Below are 20,836 nucleotides of genomic sequence, written 5' to 3' on the forward strand. Positions count from 1 at the left end.
ACCCATCTTCTTGAATAAAGTCTGAAGGCTTCTTTTGCATCAAGTTTAAGATCAGAGGTAAGCAGAGCATTCCAATTGCCGTTCTTACCTCTTCTGTAGAAGAGCAGACTGACCTTAATGCCGGAGATTTTAGCAGAGACAGTTGCTGTGTAGTAACCGATTGAGCGGCTATACTTTACGCTCTTGGATTTCTGGAGAGCCTTGATAAGCTCAGGCGCTGTCTTGTTTCCAAGATCTGTCTCATACTTGGTCTTGCCCATCTTTATCATTCCGATAAGGTGGCATCCAAAGTGCCTTGAGACTACGAACTTCAAAAGCTCAAAGCAGGTAAACCAGCTGTCAACAAGAAGATAATCGAAACGTACGCCCTCTATGATTGAGCGTTTGAGCATACTGATGGCCGTCTCAATCTTACTTGCAAAATACTCAGCGCTACGCCTGGCAATACACTTATCCTCTGAGTGTTCCTTGCAGTAGCGAGCTTCCGTCTGTTTCTTGGATAAACCCTGTGGCTTATCGCTTCGTTTTCCTTCCTCTCCATGAAGAGAAAAGTCAAGGAGAAACTGGGATACACCATCCGTAAAACAGAGGAACATTGCCTTGAATCCAAGTATAGGCTTCATTTGGGTATGAGAGAATACCTTGCCAATCTTCTCGGTCTTGAATCCGGTCTTCGGAAGGTCTGTATCATCGATGATGACACACCTGATGTCCGACTTCAATGTCGTTCTACGTTTCACACGTGAATACACCTGCCTGAAAACCGAGTAGATTATACGTCGCCAATTGATGTTGCCGTCGTTCATGAAACGATAGAACATATCTTTGTGGCAGACAAACATCTTGCCCAGGGCAGAAGACGAATAGTTGGCAGCATTCTTAATTGAAAAGAACGGGAACAGAACAAGCAGCTGCAACACCTGAAGACAGGTGAATTTGCAATTCGGATTCTTAACTGACCCGATGACTTTGCTTTGTATCCTTATGCTGTTCATAATGGTTGATATGCTGTTTATTGCCTTGCTAGAGTCATTCTTTGCAAAAAACTCTTGGAGTTCACCGATAATATATCTATTTTTGTTCATGGCTAAAGGGTGCTATATCGTTTGTTTGGCGACATTAATATAGTGATAATCATCGAATTATCAAACTCTTTAGCCTTTTTTATTACATTATTTGAGTACTTGCGAAACTTGAATTAGGAATAAAAGATAAAAGTCATAATTTTGTGATAATTTAATAATAGAAACTCACAATCATATGATATTTCACCGACTCCATCAAATTATAATTTTACTGATATATCTTTCATTATCAGCAACTTCTTACGGGTATACATTTGAGCATAAAATTGAAAATTATGGATTAACATTTGCTGCCCATACAGTAGACCAAGATCATCGGACAAGCTTAATCTTAAACTCAGGAAAAGGAATATCATTCCCTGCAGAAGGTTTTATAATGAACTTTGACATCAAATTACGTCAAGAATTATATACTTATGGATACATATTAAGAGTTATATCACATAATGATCAAAATTTAGATTTAGTTTCTTATCTGTATGACTCTAAGATCAGTATCATTTCTGGATCTAGCCATGAGAAATCTCAAATGGTATATCTTGCCGATTCTATGTTAATAAGAAAAGATCAATGGATGCCAATACAGATTCAGTTTTTTCCAAACTCAGCCAAAATAAAAATCAATGGAAAAAATATATATCTATCACATTCTTTTCGCGATTTTAATGATGTTCAAATTATTTTTGGAGCCAGTAATTTAGGACGTTTTTTTTCTGGAGATGTAGCACCAATGTCTATAAGAAATCTTTCTCTTCAATCTCTTCAAGGAAAAACTTTTTATTATTGGAAGTTAGACAGAAGTAGTAAAACCACTAATAACTTTGTCTATGATAGTATTTCTGACTTACCAGCATATGTAAAAAATGGGAAATGGGAAATAGATAAACATTACCATTGGCAACGGGTTACTTCTTTTGAGATTGATTATAAGAATCCTCAACTTGCATTTGATGAGATAAAAGGTAATTTTTTTGTAGCTTCAGATAAAAAACTATATACATATAATGTCAATAATAAAACTTTAGATACCCTATCATTTAAAGGGGCTCCTTTTTTAGGAGTTTCCAGTCAAATGCTATTTCATCCATTAAAGAAAACTCTCCTTTCATACAATATTTATCATAATAAATTAAATTGGTTTAATCCAACAACATCTTCATGGAGTGTCAATCAAAAAATAACAGTAGATGACAATCAACATCATAATCGTTTTTTTGACAAAGATCACGATAAACTATATCTTTATGGAGGATATGGCAGACATCAATATAGCGGGGCACTTTACGAATATAATCTAAAAGACAATTTTAAATGGTCTCAAATGAATTTAGATACACTGATCTCTCCACGATATTTATCAGCTTTAGGAAAATATTCTGATAATAAACTACTTGTTCTAGGTGGATATGGAAGTCATTCAGGAAAACAGGAAGACTTTCCTCAAAACTTTTATGATTTATATTTATTGAATTTGAACACTGGTACATGCAAAAAACTATGGGAGATGAATCATACTGACGAACATTTTGTAATGGGTAATTCTGCTATCGTTGATACTCTTACTAACAGCATATATGCCTTAACATATAGAAATGATTGTTACAATACAGCTATCTACTTAAGCCAATTCTTAATTAAGACAAACAGACCTATAAGACAAATTGTTAGTGATTCTATTTTATACAAATTCAGAGATATCTATTCATATTGTGATCTTTTCTATCATCCTAATGATACCTCACTTTATGCTGTTATATTAGAACCTTCAAAGAATGAAAGTTCTTTATGCCGTATTTACAAATTAGCATTTCCTCCTTTAATACCAACCAAAACTTCTAATATTGAAAATAAATCAGATAAATGGGGGTATTTGACGGGAATAACCATATTTATTTTAATATTATTGATGCTTCATTGGAGAAAAAAAAGGCAACAAGTAAAGAAGCTTCCAGAAACAAAAACCCTCAATAATTTATCTTTAGCAGAAAAATTAGAACATATACCTTTGGAAATTACTACTCAAAAAATCAATAGAAAGGAAGTTAAATCTACAATTTTTCTAGTAGGAGGCTTTCAAGTTTTTGATTCTTTAGGACAAGACATTACAGGAGATTTTACCCCAACATTAAAACATTTATTCTTATTCTTACTTCTAAATTCTATAAAGAATGAAAAAGGAGTTACTTCGCAACGTCTAGATGAAACTTTTTGGTTTGATATGAGTAAAACAAGTGCTGCTAATAATCGCAGTGTCAATATCCGTAAATTAAGACTGCTGGCAAGCAAAATAGGAGATATTACAATAGTACATAAAAATGGCTATTGGTTTTTAGAATTAGGAACTAATGTTACCTGTGATTATTATCATATATCTGCTTTACTAGAAGATCTAAAAAATAGGAAACAGGAAAATTTGTCTATAGATAAAGAGAAACTAGAGTTATTATTGACCTGGAGTAGTCCTGGAAGTTTATTACCTAATATCAATATTGAATGGCTTGATGAATATAATAGTTCGTTAAAAATTCGCCAAGCCTAAGCGGCTCTGGCAGTAAATAAAATGAGTTCTTTGAAAAGTTTGTCAATAACTTGCATGTCTGGGTTAATCCCGAACACGCAAATAAATCGTTCAAGCATATAAGCATTGTGTATGAATGACTTGCAAGAGGATATGGAATAGGCTATTCCGAGCCTCTTACATGCCGCTTTGGCCAAGTTGACAGCTGCGAGCGATGCATTGAAGTGAAAATCCAACTTCCTGAAGTCGGTTGACTGGCAGTTGGTGATTCCTGCATGCTGCTTGCCATCTCTAAAGCAAAATTCCAGTTGGAACCTGGTTCTGTAATAATCCAGCACCTCACGTCCATCCATGGAATCGTCTGTAGAGAAGTAAAGCTGCCACTTGTCTGTCCTCCCGTCCATCGGATACCAGACGGCTAAGGAAACATACCTTTTGAGAGCTTTTGCATATACCCTCAATCCGTATAGCTTTCCTTTGTTCACCTCGTATTCCTTGCACCGGGTCAAATCCAGATTGGCAAAGTCAATCCTGCCGTCAAACCACTTGGGATGACCACGTTTTCCTGTTTTCTGCTCCAATGTCGGATAGTACAGGATTACGTCATTCCGAAAGCGGCTGATGACATGGAAATCGTTCTCACACATAGGTGTTATGAATGTTTCCTTGGAAAAGAATGCGTCTGCAACCACCGTTCTGGACAGGCTCTGTAGCTTGTCTTTTCTACAGATAAGATAGCTGCTGTACCAGTCAACGAGGCTCTTGTCCATATTATCCAAGGTCTTACAATCCGGCGTCTGAATGGAACCTAAAGTCATGCATTCATGATTGTCGATGTCAATGACACCGATGCCCATGATTTCCAGTCCACGCTTGTATTCTCCTGCACAACCAGACCAGAAGTAACCTATCCAAGGTGTCTTCTTGCCTGATTTGGGAATATAGGAAGGATCGATGGCGATGGCTTTTCTTTTGCCTGTGAGATGCTTGCTGATGATAGAGCCGTTGAACGCAAACCAGTCGAAAGTTTCATGCTCAAAAAGGTTACGATAAGTCTGTTCTGAGAAACAGCCATATCTGCCCAATTGGAGGAAGTTTATACGATCCGGGATGGCCATGAATAATTTCATGGTGTCCATGAACGTTTTTTCAAAAGGTTTTTGTATATTCGCTACTGATTTGAGAGCCGACAGGCACTCGGATTGGTATTGCATAAGGAGTGTTTCTTTAGTCATAATCAGAAGAGTTGAGAGACTTCTAATTTACTAAAAAACCAGCGAATTATGCAATACTTTTTTACCTTTATTATCAGCAGGTTAGCACATTTTTTTCAGCACATTTCTTCATGCTTAACCATTCGTTTTAGACAACATTTCAATGACCTCTTTAGTGTTTCCGAACCGACTTTTGCCGGTTTTATTGTTTAACTTTTAATTTTTCGGTAAAAATTTACCGAAGTATTGTAAAAAGTCATAGCAAGATTTATTTCTGAGATCATGCTATGGCTTTTTCTTTTTTTATCTTCTCCCTATTCTGAAAAGTATTATGCTATGCCGTATGAGATGCTGAATAACATAATTGACATATATAAATACATTTATGTCATGGATGTATACAATAGGGAGGCCTTTAGCAATTTACATATTTCTTGTGCGTTACATGATTGTCAGTTTTGGATATAAAAAAAACGTATTGTTAAATTATCTTTGCTGCAACTTAAATGAGTGAAAGGCGTTTAATTAGATTATTAAAGATATGAAAAACCAAATCTTAATCCTGTTTATAGGGTGTTTATTCATATTTAGTGGGTGTCACAAAGTAAAACATGAATCTGATTTTGCAAGCTATGCCATGACGTTAATGGATAGTACTTTGATGTATTATAAAGTACCTGGTCAGGTCCTGTTTTATGAAACATATCCTAAACGTGATGCGGATCTGGTTACCTATTTAGCAGGAGCTGACACCATACGTAAGAATAGAGTTGCTTATTTATGGCCGACTTCAGGTATGTTTTCAGCTTTGAATGCTTTGCAGAAAACTACAGGCGATAAGAAATATGAGAACATGATTGAATCTGTAATCTTACCGGGCCTGGAATGTTACTTTGATTCATTGCGTGTACCGGGTTGTTATCAATCTTATCTTACAGAAAGTGGGAAGTCGGATCGTTTTTATGATGATAATCTTTGGTTAGGATTAGACTTCTTGGATCTGTATGAACAAACAGGAAATGATGCTTATTTAGCTTCAGCACGCAATATTTGGAGTTTTATAGAAAGTGGTTGCGATTCAATTCTAGGAGGTGGAGTTTACTGGTGTGAGCAAAAAAAAGAATCTAAGAATACATGTTCGAATGCTCCGGCAGCAGTGCTGGCTTTACGGTTGTATTCATTGACTAAAGAGAAACACTTTTTTAGAATGGGGCAGGATCTATATTATTGGACGAAGAAGAATTTACAAGACCCTGCTGATTTTCTTTATTTTGATAATATTACTTTGGATGGTAGCGTAAATAGAACCAAGTTTCAATATAATGCAGGACAGATGTTGCAAGCTTCAGTGCTATTGTATAATCTGACAAAAGAGAATTTATATTTAGAAGAAGCGCAACGTTTGGCATCGGCATGTGGTCAATATTTTTTTGAAGACTTTGTAGCTGAAGATGGCGAATCATTTAAGGCAATAAAAAATGGAAATGTTTGGTTTGTTGTCATTATGCTGAGGGGATTTGAGGAGTTGTATAAAGTAGATCGTAATCCTGTTTATTTGAATAGTTTTAAGAAAACATTGCAATATATGTGGGAACATAACCCCAATCAGAATATGCTGTTTGACGATGATTGCTTTGTAGAGAAAAGAAGTGAAAGTAAAGATACGAAGTGGTTACTTACTCAAGCTGCGATGATAGAAATGTATGCAAGATTATCAAAAATAAAGTAAAATATAATAGTTATGAAAAACTCAGTTAGTTTAAAAAGTGTATTGTTGTGTACACTTATTGGAGCCAGCTTTATGTCAGAAAACGGTTATGCTTCTTCGTTAGTAGAACCATTTCCTGTTGCAGTTCGTGAGAGTACACAAGATTATGTGTCACAACGTCCGGAAGTTTCAAAACGTTTATTTCATTCGAAAGCTGTTGAGGCTAAGATACAAGAGGTAAAGAAGCTATTGACTAATCCTTATTTAAGATGGATGTTCGAAAATTGTTTCCCGAATACCCTTGATACTACCGTGCATTATCGTACTCAGGATGGGGATGATGATACATTTGTGTATACGGGTGATATTCATGCCATGTGGTTACGTGATTCTGGCGCACAAGTATGGCCATATGTAGATCTGGCTAATGAAGATCCGGCTTTGAAAAAAATGCTTAGAGGAGTGATTCTTCGTCAGTGGAAATGTATCAATATTGATCCTTATGCAAATGGGTTTAATGATGGTCCGGTTGGTGGAGAATGGATGAGTGATAAAACAGATATGAAACCAGAACTTCATGAGCGTAAGTGGGAGATTGATTCTTTGTGTTATCCTTTACGTTTGGCTTATCACTATTGGAAAATTACAGGTGATGCATCTGTCTTTGGAGATTTATGGCTTGAAGCTATTCAGAATATATTGACTACTTTTAAGGATCAGCAACGTAAAGACGGACGTGGCTCATATTCTTTCCAAAGAAAAACAGAACGTGCTTTGGATACGATGACGAATGAGGGATGGGGAAATCCGGTGAAGCCTGTAGGTTTGATAGCTTCTTCTTTCCGCCCTTCTGATGATGCTTCTACTTTCCAGTTTCTGATTCCTTCTAATTTCTTTGCTGTTACTTCTTTGAGAAAAGCGGCAGAAATTTTAAAGCAGGTTAATAAAAAAACAGAATTAGCTAAGCAGTGTACTGATTTGGCTGATGAAGTTGAGAAAGCTTTACGGAAGTATGCGATTTACAACCATCCTAAATATGGTAAGATCTACGCTTATGAAGTAGATGGATTTGGAAATTATCTGTTAATGGATGATGCAAATGTTCCTAGTTTGCTGGCAATGCCTTATTTGGGAGATGTTGATGTAAACGACCCTATTTATCAGAATACACGTCGTTTTGTCTGGAGTGAAGATAATCCTTATTTCTTTAAAGGAAAAGTAGGCGAAGGAATAGGTGGACCTCATATTGGTTATGATATGGTATGGCCTATGAGTATTATGATGAAAGCTTTTACCAGTCAGGATGATAAAGAAATTCAGTCTTGTATAAAAATGCTGATGACTACGGATGCGGGAACTGGTTTTATGCATGAATCTTTCCATAAGGATAATGCAGAGAAGTTTACTCGTCCTTGGTTCGCATGGCAGAATACATTATTTGGTGAGCTGATACTGAAATTGATTGCAGATGGCAAACTGGAACTGCTGAATGGAATAAAGTAATAAGATGATAATTTGTATTCTATCTTATTTTTCGAAGCTTTATATAGAAGATGTATAACTTTAAATCAATAAAAATGAATACTAATTTAAAAATGTTAGCTGCTCTGGCGGCCATTACATTAACCTCACCTGTTGCTACTCTTTATGCAACTGTAGGCGGTCAGGAAGTATCGCAAGCTGTGATGACAATCCGGGGAAATGTAAAGGATGTAAATGGAGAGCCGTTGATAGGAGTCAGCATTTCAGTGAAAGGTAGGTCGGGACAGGGAACTGTTACCGATATAGATGGTAACTTCACCCTTCAGTGTGAAAAGGGAAATGTGTTGTCTTTTTCTTATATCGGATATAAGACAACAGAAGTGAAGGTCGGAAATAAGTCTGATCTGATGATTACATTGCAGGAAGATACGGAACAACTGGAAGAAGTTATCGTTGTAGGATATGGTACTACTACGCGTAAAAGTGCAGTAGGTTCTGTCAGTCAGGTAAAATCTGAAGCAATCACTAAGCGTCCTGTAGCTAATGTTACACAAGCCTTACAGGGTGCAGCACCGGGAGTAATTGTCCAACAGACAAGCTATAACCCTAACGATAATAAAACTAACTTTAATATTCGAGGTATCAGTACGCTGAATGATAATAGTCCGTTGATTGTAATTGATGGAATTGTGTCTGATGGAGGAAGTTTCAATAAGTTGAACCCGAATGATATTGAGAATATATCTGTATTGAAGGATGCTGGTACAGCCGCTATTTACGGATCACGTTCGGCAAATGGTGTAATCGTGGTAACTACTAAATCTGGTAAAAAGAATGAAAAACCAACAGTACGTTTAAATGGTTCTGTGGGTTGGCAAAATCCTGATATTTTATTCTCTCCGGTAGCTGGGTATCAGAATGCAACCTTAACAAACTTGGCTAATACAAATGTTGGAAATGATCCGAAATTTACTCCAGAGCAGATTCGTGATTTAGCTGCACATCAGAGTGAAGAAAGTTGGTTCTACGATCAGATTATGCGTACAGCTTTACAGCAGAATTATAATCTGAGTGTTTCAGGAGGATCTGCTAATACGACCTATATGGTTTCTATGGGATATTTTGATCAGGAAAGTAATTATGTAGGTAACAAGAATTTCGGAGTGGAACGTTATAACTTCCGTACAAATATAAATACAGAGGTTGGTCGTTTCAAATTGAATGCAATTCTGGCATATACGCGTAATAATAGTATTAGTACTACTGGTAGTAGTCTGGAAATTGATGCAGAACGTGTTCCGACTTACTATTATTATAAAATGAAATCGGCAGACGGACGCTATTTATTGAATGATATTTTATCTGAGTTTAACCCTTTAGGAGCGTTGGAAGCAGGCGGATTCAATAAATATCGTAATAATTACTTAAATGCGAATGTTTCTGCTGAGATGAAGATTATTGATGGGCTTTCTTTAAAAGGAGTTTTGGGAGCAGATGTAATCAATGATACTCGTTTTACCAGAAATAATGCTGTAGAATATTATGCAAGTGAAGACGCTACTACTCCAAGACCTGTTAATTTAGCGAATAATAAAACCAGTAACTGGAATAGTGATGCGTATCTGATAAATACTCAGCTTTTATTGAACTACAATAAAACTTTTGGTAAACATACTGTAAATGGACTGTTTGGTGTTACAAATGAATCGTATACCTATACTGCCAATGAAATTGAAAAGAAATATGTTGATCCAGATTTAGGAATCGGTACAGATACTACTACGGGAGAAGCTGGTAATATAACAGGAAAGACTTCTGTAGACGATACTAATCGTACTAGTCTTACTTCTTTGTTGGGTCGTGTCGGATATTCTTATGCTGATAAGTACTATGGAGAGCTCAGTTTCCGTTATGATGGATCTTCGAAATTCCATAAAGATTACAGATGGGGATTCTTCCCTTCAGTATCTTTGGGATGGCGTTTATCAGAAGAAAACTTTATGAGTTTCTATAAAGAGAAGGTAGGCGATTTGAAGTTACGTACTTCATTTGGTATACTGGGAAGTCAAGCTATCGGTACTTACGACCGTTTTACAACTTATACAGTATATGATAATAATTATGCTTATGGTAATTCGGTTGTTTCAGGAACTGGCTTTGCTTTAGGATTGAATGATTTGACTTGGGAAAAAACAAAAACATTTAATATAGGTGTAGATGCTTCTTTTTTCAATAATCAATTGAATCTTACATTTGATTATTTTTACAAACGTACAACTGATATTTTGATGAAGCCTATAGTTCCTACTGTTTTTGGAACAGATATGCCAATGGATAATATCGGTGAAATGCAAAATCAAGGATGGGAAATAGGTATTAACTACAATATACGTACAGGTCAGGTTCAGCACGGCTTTAGCCTTAACTTGAGTGACTCTTATAATAAGGTTTTAAAATTCCCTGGTCATGAGCAAATTACAAAGGTTAATGAACTGGAACGTATCATTCGTGAAGGTGTACCTTTGAACTCTTATTATGGTTATAAGACTGACGGATATTTCCAGAGCTATGAGGAGGTCGAAGCTTCTGCTATTCCTGTTGGAGGTAAAGTGCAACCTGGTGATGTGAAATTTGTTGATAGAAATAACGATGGAGTTATTGATTCAAAAGACCGCTTTATCTTAGGAAACGCATTCCCTCGATATACATTTGGATTTACTTATAATCTTTCTTGGAAAGGACTTGATTTCAGTATGTTCTGGCAGGGAGTCGGAAAACGTGATATGATGTTGCGTGGTGAATTGATTGAACCATTTCATGAAAATTATTCATATAATATATTCAAACATCAGCTTGATTTCTGGACTCCAACAAATACGGATGCAACTTGGCCTCGTCTAGCAGCTCCAGGTTCTGACTCGAATAAAAATAACTATAGAACTGGTTCTGACATGCAGATTCTTGATGGTAAATACATGCGTTTGAAGAATTTGGTGATAGGGTATACACTTCCTAAATCTTGGTCGAAGAAAGTGGGAATGGAAAAACTTAGAGTATACGTGAGCGGAGAAAACTTATTGACTTTCAGTAATAATAGTTTTATTGATCCTGAATCAACTGAGTTTGACTCTAAGATGTCTGCAGGTGGAGCTAATAGTGGACGTTCTTATCCGACATTGCGTTATTATGGTTTTGGTATTGATGTGGAATTTTAATAATGTGACTTTATGAAATTAAAAACATATATGTTGTATGTTGTAAGTGCAATGATGTTATTGGCTGCTTGCAATGACATGGAAAATGTACCTACAAATAAATTTACTGATAATAGTTATTGGACATCGGAGGCAAAGGCACAGAATGTGGTGAACATGGTCTATAGCCAGATGTATGATGCAGGGAAAATGTGGTCGGATGAAAGTTTGAGCGATAATGTAATTGACGGCCGTACTGTAACTGATCAACGTGCTATCCGTAAAGGGCAGGCAACACCTTCTATAGGTGTTTTTGATAGTGAGTGGAAAAATTTGTATGGTGGAATTAAAACTTGCCATGTATTTTTGGAAAAGGTAGATTTGGTTCCTAATATGAATCCTGCTGCAAAGGCTCGTATGATAGCTGAGATTCGTTTTATCCGTGCTGCTATTTATTTCCGTCTTGTAAATTTCTATGGTGATGTACCATTCTTTACAAAAGACATAACATTGGATGAAGCAAATTCAATAAGTCGTACATCTGCTGCTACTGTTCTTCAGTTTATTCATGATGAATTGGAAGATATTAAAGATGATCTGCCAATTAATACTGCTTTATCGGCAGACGAACAGGGTAAAATTACGAAAGGTGCAGTAAGCATGTTGCAGGCACGTGTATACTTGATGGAAGGAAACTGGGATAAAGTAATTACCTATACAGATAATCTTATCAACAATCAAGGTGAATATGGTACCTATGACTTGTACCCTTCTTACAGAGGATTGTTTGAGGAAGAAAATGAGTATAATCAGGAAGTAATAATGGACCGTTCATATGTAAAGAAACTCTTGACTTGGGGAGATATGGTAGATATGGCTCCATTGAGCGTTGGAGGTAGAGCTATAAATCGTGCTCCTCAACAGTCGTTGGTTGATAGTTATATCATGCTGAATGGAAAGAGAATCGATGAGCAGGGAAGTAATTACAATAAAGATTATCCATATGCCAATAGAGATCCTCGTATGACTGCTACTATTATATATGATGGATATGATTGGAGCGGTAATGTAAATGATGGAAGCCAGGGTACTGTTATACATATTGATCCCAATACTTCGACAACTGTTGATAAATACATTTATGGTAGTAATAATACCGCTACAGGTTACTATGTACGTAAATATTATAGTCCACAAGATGCCGGTGATTTGAATTCTGGCTTGAATATCATTACAATGCGTTATGCCGATGTGCTGTTAATGTATGCTGAAGCTAAATTCGAAAAAGGTGAATTTACTGAAGACATTTGGAATATGACTATCAAACGTATCAGAGAAAGAGCTGGATTTACTGATTCAGGTGCATTGGAATATCCTTCTCTGTCTTCAGATGATATGCGAAAACTGATTCGTAACGAACGCCGTTGTGAACTGGCTATGGAAGGATTAAGATGGTTTGATATTAAGCGCTGGAAGGCAGGTTCAGAATATTTGACAGGCAATGTTGAAGGTGCTACTTTTGATGGAGTTGGTACAATTCGTGTAGACTCTTATAACTTTAATGAACAAAGAGATTATTTATGGGCTGTGCCTCAAAGCCAGATTGACTTGAATCATAATTTGGCTCCTAATAATCCTGGATATGCAAACTGATTAACTTTAAATATTTAAATACTTATAATGATGAAACTAAGTTTTTTTTATGTATTTGCAATGTGCATGACTGTATTGTTTTCTACATCATGTACTAAAGATATGGAATATAAGGATGTACAAGTTAGTCCTGTAACTCAGTTGTATGAACCGACAGATGGTCAGAGTGTAACACTGGTTGCTTCGTCTACAGCTTCACTTTTCTTTGAATGGGCTGCAGCAAAAGCTGAAGATAGTGGCTCGCCTTTGTATGAGGTTGTTTTTGATAAAGAAGATGGTAATTTTACAAATCCGATTTATCGTGTTGTTGCTGATAATAACGGAGTTCGTAATTATGCAACAATAACTCATAAAGTGTTGGATAAGATTGGTAAAGCAGCTGGTATTAATGGTGGAGAAACCGGAACTGTAAAATGGACAGTTGTTGCTTCCAGAGGTTTAAATTCAGCGATGGCTACTGAAGCAAGAACTTTGACCATTACTTGTTTGAAAGGATTTACTGAATTACCTAATCAGGTTTATTTGACAGGTGAAGCTACTGAAGGAGGAACAGATATTGCACAAGCAGTTCCTTGTTCGATGCCTAATGAATTAGGTGTGTTTGAAGTGTTCACTAAATTGGAGGAGGGTAAGTCTTATCGACTGGTTGATAATAACTCTGCTGATGCCAAGTCTTATTATATCAATGAAAGTGGTGTTATCATTGAAGGTCAGGGTGAAACTACTGTAAATAAAGGTGGTGTTTACCGTATTGTATTAGACTTTACAACGGCTTCTGTCAAGATGACTGAAATCCAGAGTATGGGATTCTTCTTCTGTCCTAGCAATGAGGTTACTTTTGAACTTCCTTATAAAGGTAATGGTGTATTTGAAGGAGAAGATCTGATTGAATTTAAACAGGAAAGCTGGGGTAGAGACCAACGTTATAAGTTCTTGATGACATATGCTGATGGTACAACACAAATGTGGGGAACTAAGAATACAACAGATAGTGCTCCAGGAGAAGCTACAGCTGATGATCCTTATTTCTATATAGCTGACACTCCTAATAACCAATGGGATCAGAAATGGAAACTGAATAATGAATTCGATGGAGCTGCTGATGGAGCTAATCCGGGAGCTGTTACTCGTATTTCTGTTATTTTCTCTGGAGATAATTATACACATCATGTAGAACTTGTTAAGTGATAGAACTATGAAATATAAGTTATTATTCTTTTTTATTACAGGAATGCTTTTAGCTTCCTGTAGTAAGATTGAAGATGAATATGTATATGATACTGGTTATGCTATAGACTGGAGTGCGGCAGCAGATAGTGCCAGCTCTACTTTGCCGGAACGTTTTTGGAATGAAGAAGGGTATTTTAATTATGAAAACGATGGAAATGGCACTGGTTTCCAGTATTGGCCACAGGCACAGGCAATGGATGTAATTATCGATGCTTACTTGCGTAGTGGAAATACTAAATACTCCGATCTTTTTACTCCATGGTATGAAGGTATTAAAGTAAAGAATGGCAATTCATATTGGAATAATTTTTATGATGATATGGAATGGATAGCTCTTACGATGGTACGTTTGTATGAAACCACTCAAGATGAAAAGTACCTGAATACGGCTAAAGAGTTATGGGGATATATTGAAGGTGGTTGGAATGAAGAGTATGGCGGTGGCGGTATCGCATGGAAATCTGATCAGCGTTGGAGTAAAAATGCTTGTTCAAATGGCCCTGCTGCTTTATTAGCAATGCGTCTTTATTCAGTAACTCAAGATGAAGTATATAAAAATTGGGGAATCAAAATTTATGCATGGCTGCGTGAGAATCTGTTTAACAAGGCTACTGGAGCTGTTTATGATAATTTAAATGGCGAAACAGGTGAAATTGGTAGTTTCTCATTGAGTTACAATCAGGGTACTTTCTTGGGTGCAGCACACGAATTATATAAGGTTACAGGTGAAGCAAATTATTTAAAGGATGCACGTAAAGCTGCTTACTTCTGTATTAGTGATGCTGGTATGATTGATAGTGGTAATAATGTGCTACGTGATGAAGGTTCTGGTGATGGTGGCTTTTTCAAAGGTATTTTTATGCGTTATTTCGTCAAATTAATCATGGAGCCGGATTTAGATGAGCTTTATCGTAAAAAATTTGAGACATTCTTTAATAATAATGCAGAAGTTTTATGGCGTAAGGGTGTAAATAAGTTAGATATTTTATTTAGTACTAACTGGACTACACCTGCTTCTGGTAGCACTCAGCTTGGTGCACAGACTAGTGGATGTGCACTTATAGAAGCGAGATCCTTGTGGGGTAAATAACTAGGAACACTTGGTCTTAAAAATGTAAAAATACAGAAGTCTTAAGATCTGATTGAAAATCTTTTTTGAAACTTTTTTCTGTTTCTATGGATTATTATCATGAAATAGAAAAAAGTTTCGAAAAGGATTTGAGAAACAATTAAAATCAATAATTGAAAAACACTTTATTTCATCGTGTAAATTTTTTAGTTTACCTCTAACATAAGTAATAATCTTAGATTTTGCTAAAGCTCTGATTGTAATAAATATAACGGCTATAAAGTTGAAAGATAGTTCCATTCAAAATCTTATATTTATTAGTCTTAGACATTTTAAGAACATTGATTTGGGCGATGTATCTTTCTCTTTTTGTAAACGTTATATCATACTTTTTAAAATCAGACAAAGGATATTTGTTTCTTGAATTTTTTTGTTGATTGGGGATTCGGGTATATAAGTAAACGGCGAAAAGGTTGGGATAATGTTTTTAATGGGAAATGATAGGTAAAATCAGGAAAGAGATTATGTTAATATAAATTGAGATAGTAATGTCATTGGGTTATAGCTCAATATCTTATAAACCAATGGAAACAAGGAAGTATATCTAATTAATGAAGCGTTTAGGAGTAGTGTACAGAAATTTTGTTTATTGATAACTTTATTTGGATGATAAGAATGCTATGAGAAAAGGAATGTTATTGTTCGGATTTTTGGGAATATTTTGCTGTTGTTCTAATGTACAGGGAAGATCTCTTGATGTCCAATCTCCTGATGGAAAACTTAAGGTTGTAATCGATTTGAAAGAGAAAATATATTATTCTGTGATTTCTCAAAATGATACAATTCTTAAAGATTGTACATTGTCTATGACTTTATCAGATAATGTTTTAGGGGCAAAACCAAGTCTTCAAAATATAAAGAGGGGAAAGATTGATAAAGAAGTACTGCGTCCTATCCCATTAAAAAATGCATTAGTCCGGAATCATTGTAATACTCTTCGTATGAATATGAAGGGTAATTATTCTGTTGAGTTTAGAGCTTACGATAATGGAATTGCTTATCGTTTTGTAACTGATAGAAAAAATGAGCTTGAGATATTAGACGAAGAATTTACTATCCATTTCCCGACTAATTATTGGGCTCATTTGTCTAAGACTTCAGGATTTAAGACTTCATATGAAAATCCATATTCTCATTTGAATACAATGGATTATAAGTCGTCTGATGAAATGAGTTATTTCCCGGTTTTATTAGAGAGTCCGCAGGGATATAATATATTGATTTCGGAGGCTGATTTAGATGATTATCCTTGTATGTTTGTGAAGGGGACAGATAAGAATGGATTGACTGCTGTTTTTCCGAAATGCCCTTTGGAGTTTGGAGATGACGGAGATCGTAGCGTAAAGATTCTTAAAGAAGCTAATTACATCGCTAAGACAGAAGGAAAGCGAACTTTTCCGTGGCGTTTCTTTATGATTTCTTCCGATGATAAAGATATTTTGAGTAATGAAATGGTTTATAACTTGTCTTCTCCTTGTGAATTGGAAGATTATAGTTGGGTAAAACCAGGACAAGTAAGTTGGGAATGGTGGAATGGAGCTACTCCTTATGGTCCTGATGTAAATTTTGTATCCGGTTTTAATATGGATACCTATAAATACTTTATTGATTTCGCAGCTAAGTATCATATCCCTTATATATTGATGGATGAAGGATGGGCTTTGAGTACACGTGATCCTTATACTCCTAATCCTCAAGTTAATGTACATGAAATAATCCGTTATGGAAAAGAAAAAGGAGTTGGAGTCTTGTTGTGGCTTACTTGGCTTACTGTTGAGAACCATTTTGATGTGTTTAAAACTTTTTCTGATTGGGGAGTAGCAGGTATTAAGATTGATTTTATGGATCGTAGTGATCAGTGGATGGTCAATTATTATGAACGGGTAGCAAAAGAAGCCGCAAAATATCATTTGTTGATTGATTTCCATGGTTCATTCAAACCAGCAGGATTGGAGTATCGTTATCCTAATATTTTGTCTTATGAAGGTGTTCGCGGAATGGAACAAATGGGGGGATGTTATCCAGATAATAGTTTGTACTTACCTTTCATGCGAAATGCTGTAGGTCCAATGGATTATACACCTGGAGCCATGATCAGTATGCAACCTGAAGTCTATAGAGCAGACCGCCCGAATGCAGCTAGTATCGGAACTCGTGCTTATCAACTTGCTCTTTATGTCGTATTCGAAAGTGGGGTTCAAATGCTGGCTGATAATCCAACTCTATACTATCGCAATCCTGATTGTACAGATTTTATAACAAAAGTACCTGTTACATGGGATGAAACGAAAATATTAGATGCTAAGATTGGTGAATATGTAGTACTAGCCAGACGAAAGGGTGATAAATGGTTTATTGGTGCAATCTGTAACGGAAAGGAAGCTTCACGTAGATTTACTTTATCTTTTGACTTTTTGGATAAAGATAGAACTTACCGTATGACTTCATTTGAGGATGGTATTAATGCTGATAGACAAGCAATGGATTATCGCAAAAAAGAACATCAGGTTAATTCTTCTGATAAATTAAATATTAAATTGGTACGTAATGGGGGATGGGCAGCTGTTGTAGAGTAAATTTTATATAATAAAGTGTTATGAGAACAAAACTATTGGTAAAATATTTAGGTATAGGAATTGTTTCCTTTAGTTTAACGTGTACGCATATAAATGCACAGGATCGAGATTTTGGTGGCTTAAATCGTTATGCTCAAGAGAATAAAGATATAACTATTTCTCACAAAACTGTAAAAGTTGTTTTTATGGGGAATTCTATAACAGAGGGTTGGGTGAATACCCACCCTGCTTTCTTTACAGATAATGGATATGTGGGACGTGGTATTAGTGGGCAGACCTCATATCAGTTCTTGTTGCGTTTTCGTGAAGATGTTATAAAGCTATCTCCGTCATTGGTCGTTATTAATGCGGGTACTAATGATGTTGCAGAGAACACATGTGCTTATAATGAAGAGTATACTTTTGGAAATATAATATCTATGGTAGAACTGGCTGAGGCACATAAAATAAAGGTTATACTAACTTTGACGTTGCCGGCTGCTGCTTTTGGCTGGAATCCAGCGATTAAAGATGCGCAAAAGAAAATAGCTTCTCTTAATGCACGAATCAAAAAATATGCCTATCAACATAAGATACCCTATGTAGATTATTACGGAAAAATGGTTTATGGAGAAAATGGAGCTCTTAATCCTAAATATACAAAAGATGGTGTTCACCCTACTGCCGAAGGATATATAGTTATGGAAACATTAATAAAAGAAGCCATTGATAAAGTTTTATAATTAATGGTGATTTTGAAAACTGTCATGTTGATAAAGTATGGCAGAAGGAGTTTTCAGTGGGGTTGATAATATAATTGAATGTATTCACTTACATTGCATTGGCATTAGGTGGTTAATAGAATATTTAGATGTACAATCTTCAATAGGTATGAAAAAATAGAAAATAAAATGAAAAATGAACTTTTAATATCAATCATATCTCTCATACTTTTTACAAACTGTGAGAGTCAGAATAAACTGACAGAGTATGTTAATCCTTTATTGGGAAGTGCTACATTATGGGAAAAGGAAGATTTGGGCTATGTACGTAAGAAAGCAACGAGAACTTGGGGAGCAGAAACATTTCCTGGAGCAACGCTACCTAATGCAATGGTGCAGTTGAGTCCTGTAACTCAATATCGGAGTGGTGCTGGTTATCAGTATGAAGATAGTGTTATTTATGGATTTTCTCATACTAATAAAGGACATTGGAACTTATTGCACGTTCCAATGATGCCTGTTGTTGGAGAAATTAGTCCAAGTAATTACTGTTCACATTTTAGCCATCAGAAAGAGACTGCACGTCCCGGGTATTATCAGGTTTATTTGGATAGATACAATGTAAATGTTGAACTTACAAGTACGTTGCGTTGTGCTTATCATAAGTATACTTTTCGTAAAGAAGATGCAAAGTCTGTATTAGTGGATATTCGTCGTTCAAATAACACTGTTACAGAATGGCATATCGAAAAATCAGGGGATAAGGTTTTTACAGGATATCAGGCTGGAGAAGGTAAAATCTTTTTTTATGCGACGACCAATTATGTAATCGATGACGTCGTAATGAAGAAAGACGGGCATCATGAAGTCGCTTTGGTCAATTTTGTCAATAGCAAAGATAGCAAACCATTGGAAATGAAAATCGGATTTTCATTTGTTAGTGTTGAGAATGCAAAAATGAATTTTGAGCATGAAATGCTTCATAAAGACTTCGCGCAAGTTGCTTGTGAAGCAGATGAAGTTTGGGAAAAGCTTTTGTCTAAAATACAAGTGTCAGGGGGAACGGAACGTGAAAAAAGCTTATTTTATTCTTGCTTGTATCATGCTTTTAAATGGCCGGCTTTACGAAGTGATGTAAATTTTGAATATACTGATATTAAAGGGAATGTGGTAAATAATGGATTTCATTATTATACCAATCCATCATTTTGGGATGACTATCGTAATAAGTTGACTTTGTTGGGAATGTTATCACCTGAGGTGACAATTGATGTCATTAAGTCAATTATCGATAAAGGAGAAAAGAGTAACGGATATATGCCAACATTTTTTCATGGAGATCATGCCTCTACTTTTATTGCGGGAAGCTGGTTACGTGGATTACGTGACTTTGATTTACAAAGGGCATATAACCTGATTTTGAAAAATGCTACGGTTCCAGGTAAAGGAGGACGACCTTATTTGGATGAATATATAAAACGTGGATGGATTGCAGAAAAAGATACGGTAAATGTTCCTACGCAAGATGAATATAAAGGTGCTGTAACAAAGACTGTAGAGTATGCTTATGATGATTATGCTGTAGCTTTGGTTGCTAAAGAATTAGGTGATAAGGAGAATTATGATGTGTTGATAAAACGTGCTAATAATTATAAAACTCTTTTCGATCCGGGTACAGGTTTCTGGCGTGGTAAAATTGAAGATGGAAGTTGGATTGCAGATTTTGATCCATATTATCCTTATTATCAGTACATGTACCGTGAAGCGAATGCCTGGAATGCGCTTTTCTTTGCTCCCCATGATCCTGAAGGAATGATTAAGCTCTATCCTAATAATAAGGCAGTTGAGAATAAATTGGATTCTCTTTTTACAGAGCCTTGGCATGGGTATGAAGTTGATAATATGACTGGATTTATTGGAAACTATTGTCATGGAAATCAGCCAGGACATAGTATTCCTTACACTTATTATTTTATCGGGAAGCAGGAAAAATCACAAGCGGTACTTGATTCTCTGATGGGGCACTATTATGATATGGGTAAGGATAAATTGGCATATGCTGGTATGGATGATGCTGGTGAAATGTCGTCATGGTATGTATTTAATGCCATTGGGCTTTATACATACTCTCCTGCAGATCCAGAATATATCGTTACAGTTCCATTATTTGATAAGGTTACGTTTTATTTAAAGGATAAACCTTTTACTATTGTGAAGCAAGGACATGGAAGAAAAATCCGTCAGATAACTTATGATAATGAGGTCGTTGATGGATATTTTGTATCTCACGGACAGTTGCAAAAGGGAAAGAAACTTGTCATTACAGTTGATTAAAATTTATAAGGA

At 35.8% G+C, this 20,836-nt stretch carries 12 protein-coding genes; 10 read left to right on the forward strand and 2 right to left on the reverse strand.

Annotated elements, in window-relative coordinates:
* Window positions 1–1,085 (reverse strand): IS4 family transposase (locus BACCOP_RS06660; RefSeq protein ID WP_007567518.1); only part of this gene is annotated, 1,085 nt, incomplete at its 3' end.
* Window positions 1,086–1,260: 175 nt separating this feature from the next.
* Here BACCOP_RS06660 and BACCOP_RS06665 point away from each other — a divergent pair.
* The gene (locus tag BACCOP_RS06665) at window positions 1,261–3,624 is read left to right on the forward strand and encodes a Kelch repeat-containing protein (RefSeq protein ID WP_007567519.1); all 2,364 of its coding nucleotides are present in this window, start codon (window positions 1,261–1,263) and stop codon (window positions 3,622–3,624) included.
* Here BACCOP_RS06665 and BACCOP_RS06670 read toward each other — a convergent pair.
* On the reverse strand, window positions 3,621–4,838 hold the full coding sequence (locus BACCOP_RS06670; RefSeq protein ID WP_007567520.1) for a transposase: 1,218 nt from the start codon (window positions 4,836–4,838) through the stop codon (window positions 3,621–3,623). The two genes, BACCOP_RS06665 and BACCOP_RS06670, sit on opposite strands and share 4 nt — an antisense overlap.
* Window positions 4,839–5,358: 520 nt before the next feature.
* On the opposite strand from BACCOP_RS06670, the gene BACCOP_RS06675 reads away from it, so the two are divergent.
* The 9 genes from BACCOP_RS06675 to BACCOP_RS06715 all read left to right on the forward strand — a co-directional run bounded on the left by BACCOP_RS06675 (window position 5,359) and on the right by BACCOP_RS06715 (window position 20,824).
* On the forward strand, window positions 5,359–6,546 hold the full coding sequence (locus tag BACCOP_RS06675) for a glycoside hydrolase family 76 protein (RefSeq protein WP_007567521.1): 1,188 nt from the start codon (window positions 5,359–5,361) through the stop codon (window positions 6,544–6,546).
* Window positions 6,547–6,558: 12 nt separating this feature from the next.
* Entirely contained in the window at window positions 6,559–8,028 is a 1,470-nt protein-coding gene (locus BACCOP_RS06680) for a glycoside hydrolase family 125 protein (RefSeq protein WP_083779554.1), read from the forward strand.
* A 182-nt stretch (window positions 8,029–8,210) separates the two neighbouring features.
* Entirely contained in the window at window positions 8,211–11,222 is a 3,012-nt protein-coding gene (locus BACCOP_RS06685; RefSeq protein WP_397434046.1) for a SusC/RagA family TonB-linked outer membrane protein, read from the forward strand.
* Window positions 11,223–11,234: 12 nt separating this feature from the next.
* Window positions 11,235–12,854 carry a RagB/SusD family nutrient uptake outer membrane protein gene (locus BACCOP_RS06690; protein ID WP_007567524.1) on the forward strand — a complete coding sequence of 540 codons (1,620 nt, stop codon included), beginning with the start codon at window positions 11,235–11,237 and terminating at the stop codon, window positions 12,852–12,854.
* A 27-nt stretch (window positions 12,855–12,881) separates the two neighbouring features.
* Window positions 12,882–14,042, forward strand: a complete 1,161-nt coding sequence (locus BACCOP_RS06695) for a SusE domain-containing protein (RefSeq protein WP_007567525.1) — start codon at window positions 12,882–12,884, stop codon at window positions 14,040–14,042.
* 7 nt (window positions 14,043–14,049) lie between these two features.
* Window positions 14,050–15,174: a glycoside hydrolase family 76 protein gene (locus BACCOP_RS06700; RefSeq protein ID WP_007567526.1), complete on the forward strand. Its 1,125-nt coding sequence runs from the start codon at window positions 14,050–14,052 to the stop codon at window positions 15,172–15,174.
* Window positions 15,175–15,833: 659 nt separating this feature from the next.
* Window positions 15,834–17,789 carry a glycoside hydrolase family 97 protein gene (locus tag BACCOP_RS06705; protein ID WP_040311895.1) on the forward strand — a complete coding sequence of 652 codons (1,956 nt, stop codon included), beginning with the start codon at window positions 15,834–15,836 and terminating at the stop codon, window positions 17,787–17,789.
* Between the two features lie 20 nt (window positions 17,790–17,809).
* Window positions 17,810–18,511, forward strand: coding sequence for an SGNH/GDSL hydrolase family protein (locus BACCOP_RS06710; protein WP_007567530.1), 702 nt, complete (start codon window positions 17,810–17,812; stop codon window positions 18,509–18,511).
* A 168-nt stretch (window positions 18,512–18,679) separates the two neighbouring features.
* On the forward strand, window positions 18,680–20,824 hold the full coding sequence (locus BACCOP_RS06715; RefSeq protein WP_007567532.1) for a GH92 family glycosyl hydrolase: 2,145 nt from the start codon (window positions 18,680–18,682) through the stop codon (window positions 20,822–20,824).
* The last annotated feature ends 12 nt before the right edge of the window (window positions 20,825–20,836 follow it).

Origin of the sequence: Phocaeicola coprocola DSM 17136, assembly GCF_000154845.1 — a bacterium.
GTDB classification, from domain to species: Bacteria; Bacteroidota; Bacteroidia; order Bacteroidales; family Bacteroidaceae; genus Phocaeicola; species Phocaeicola coprocola.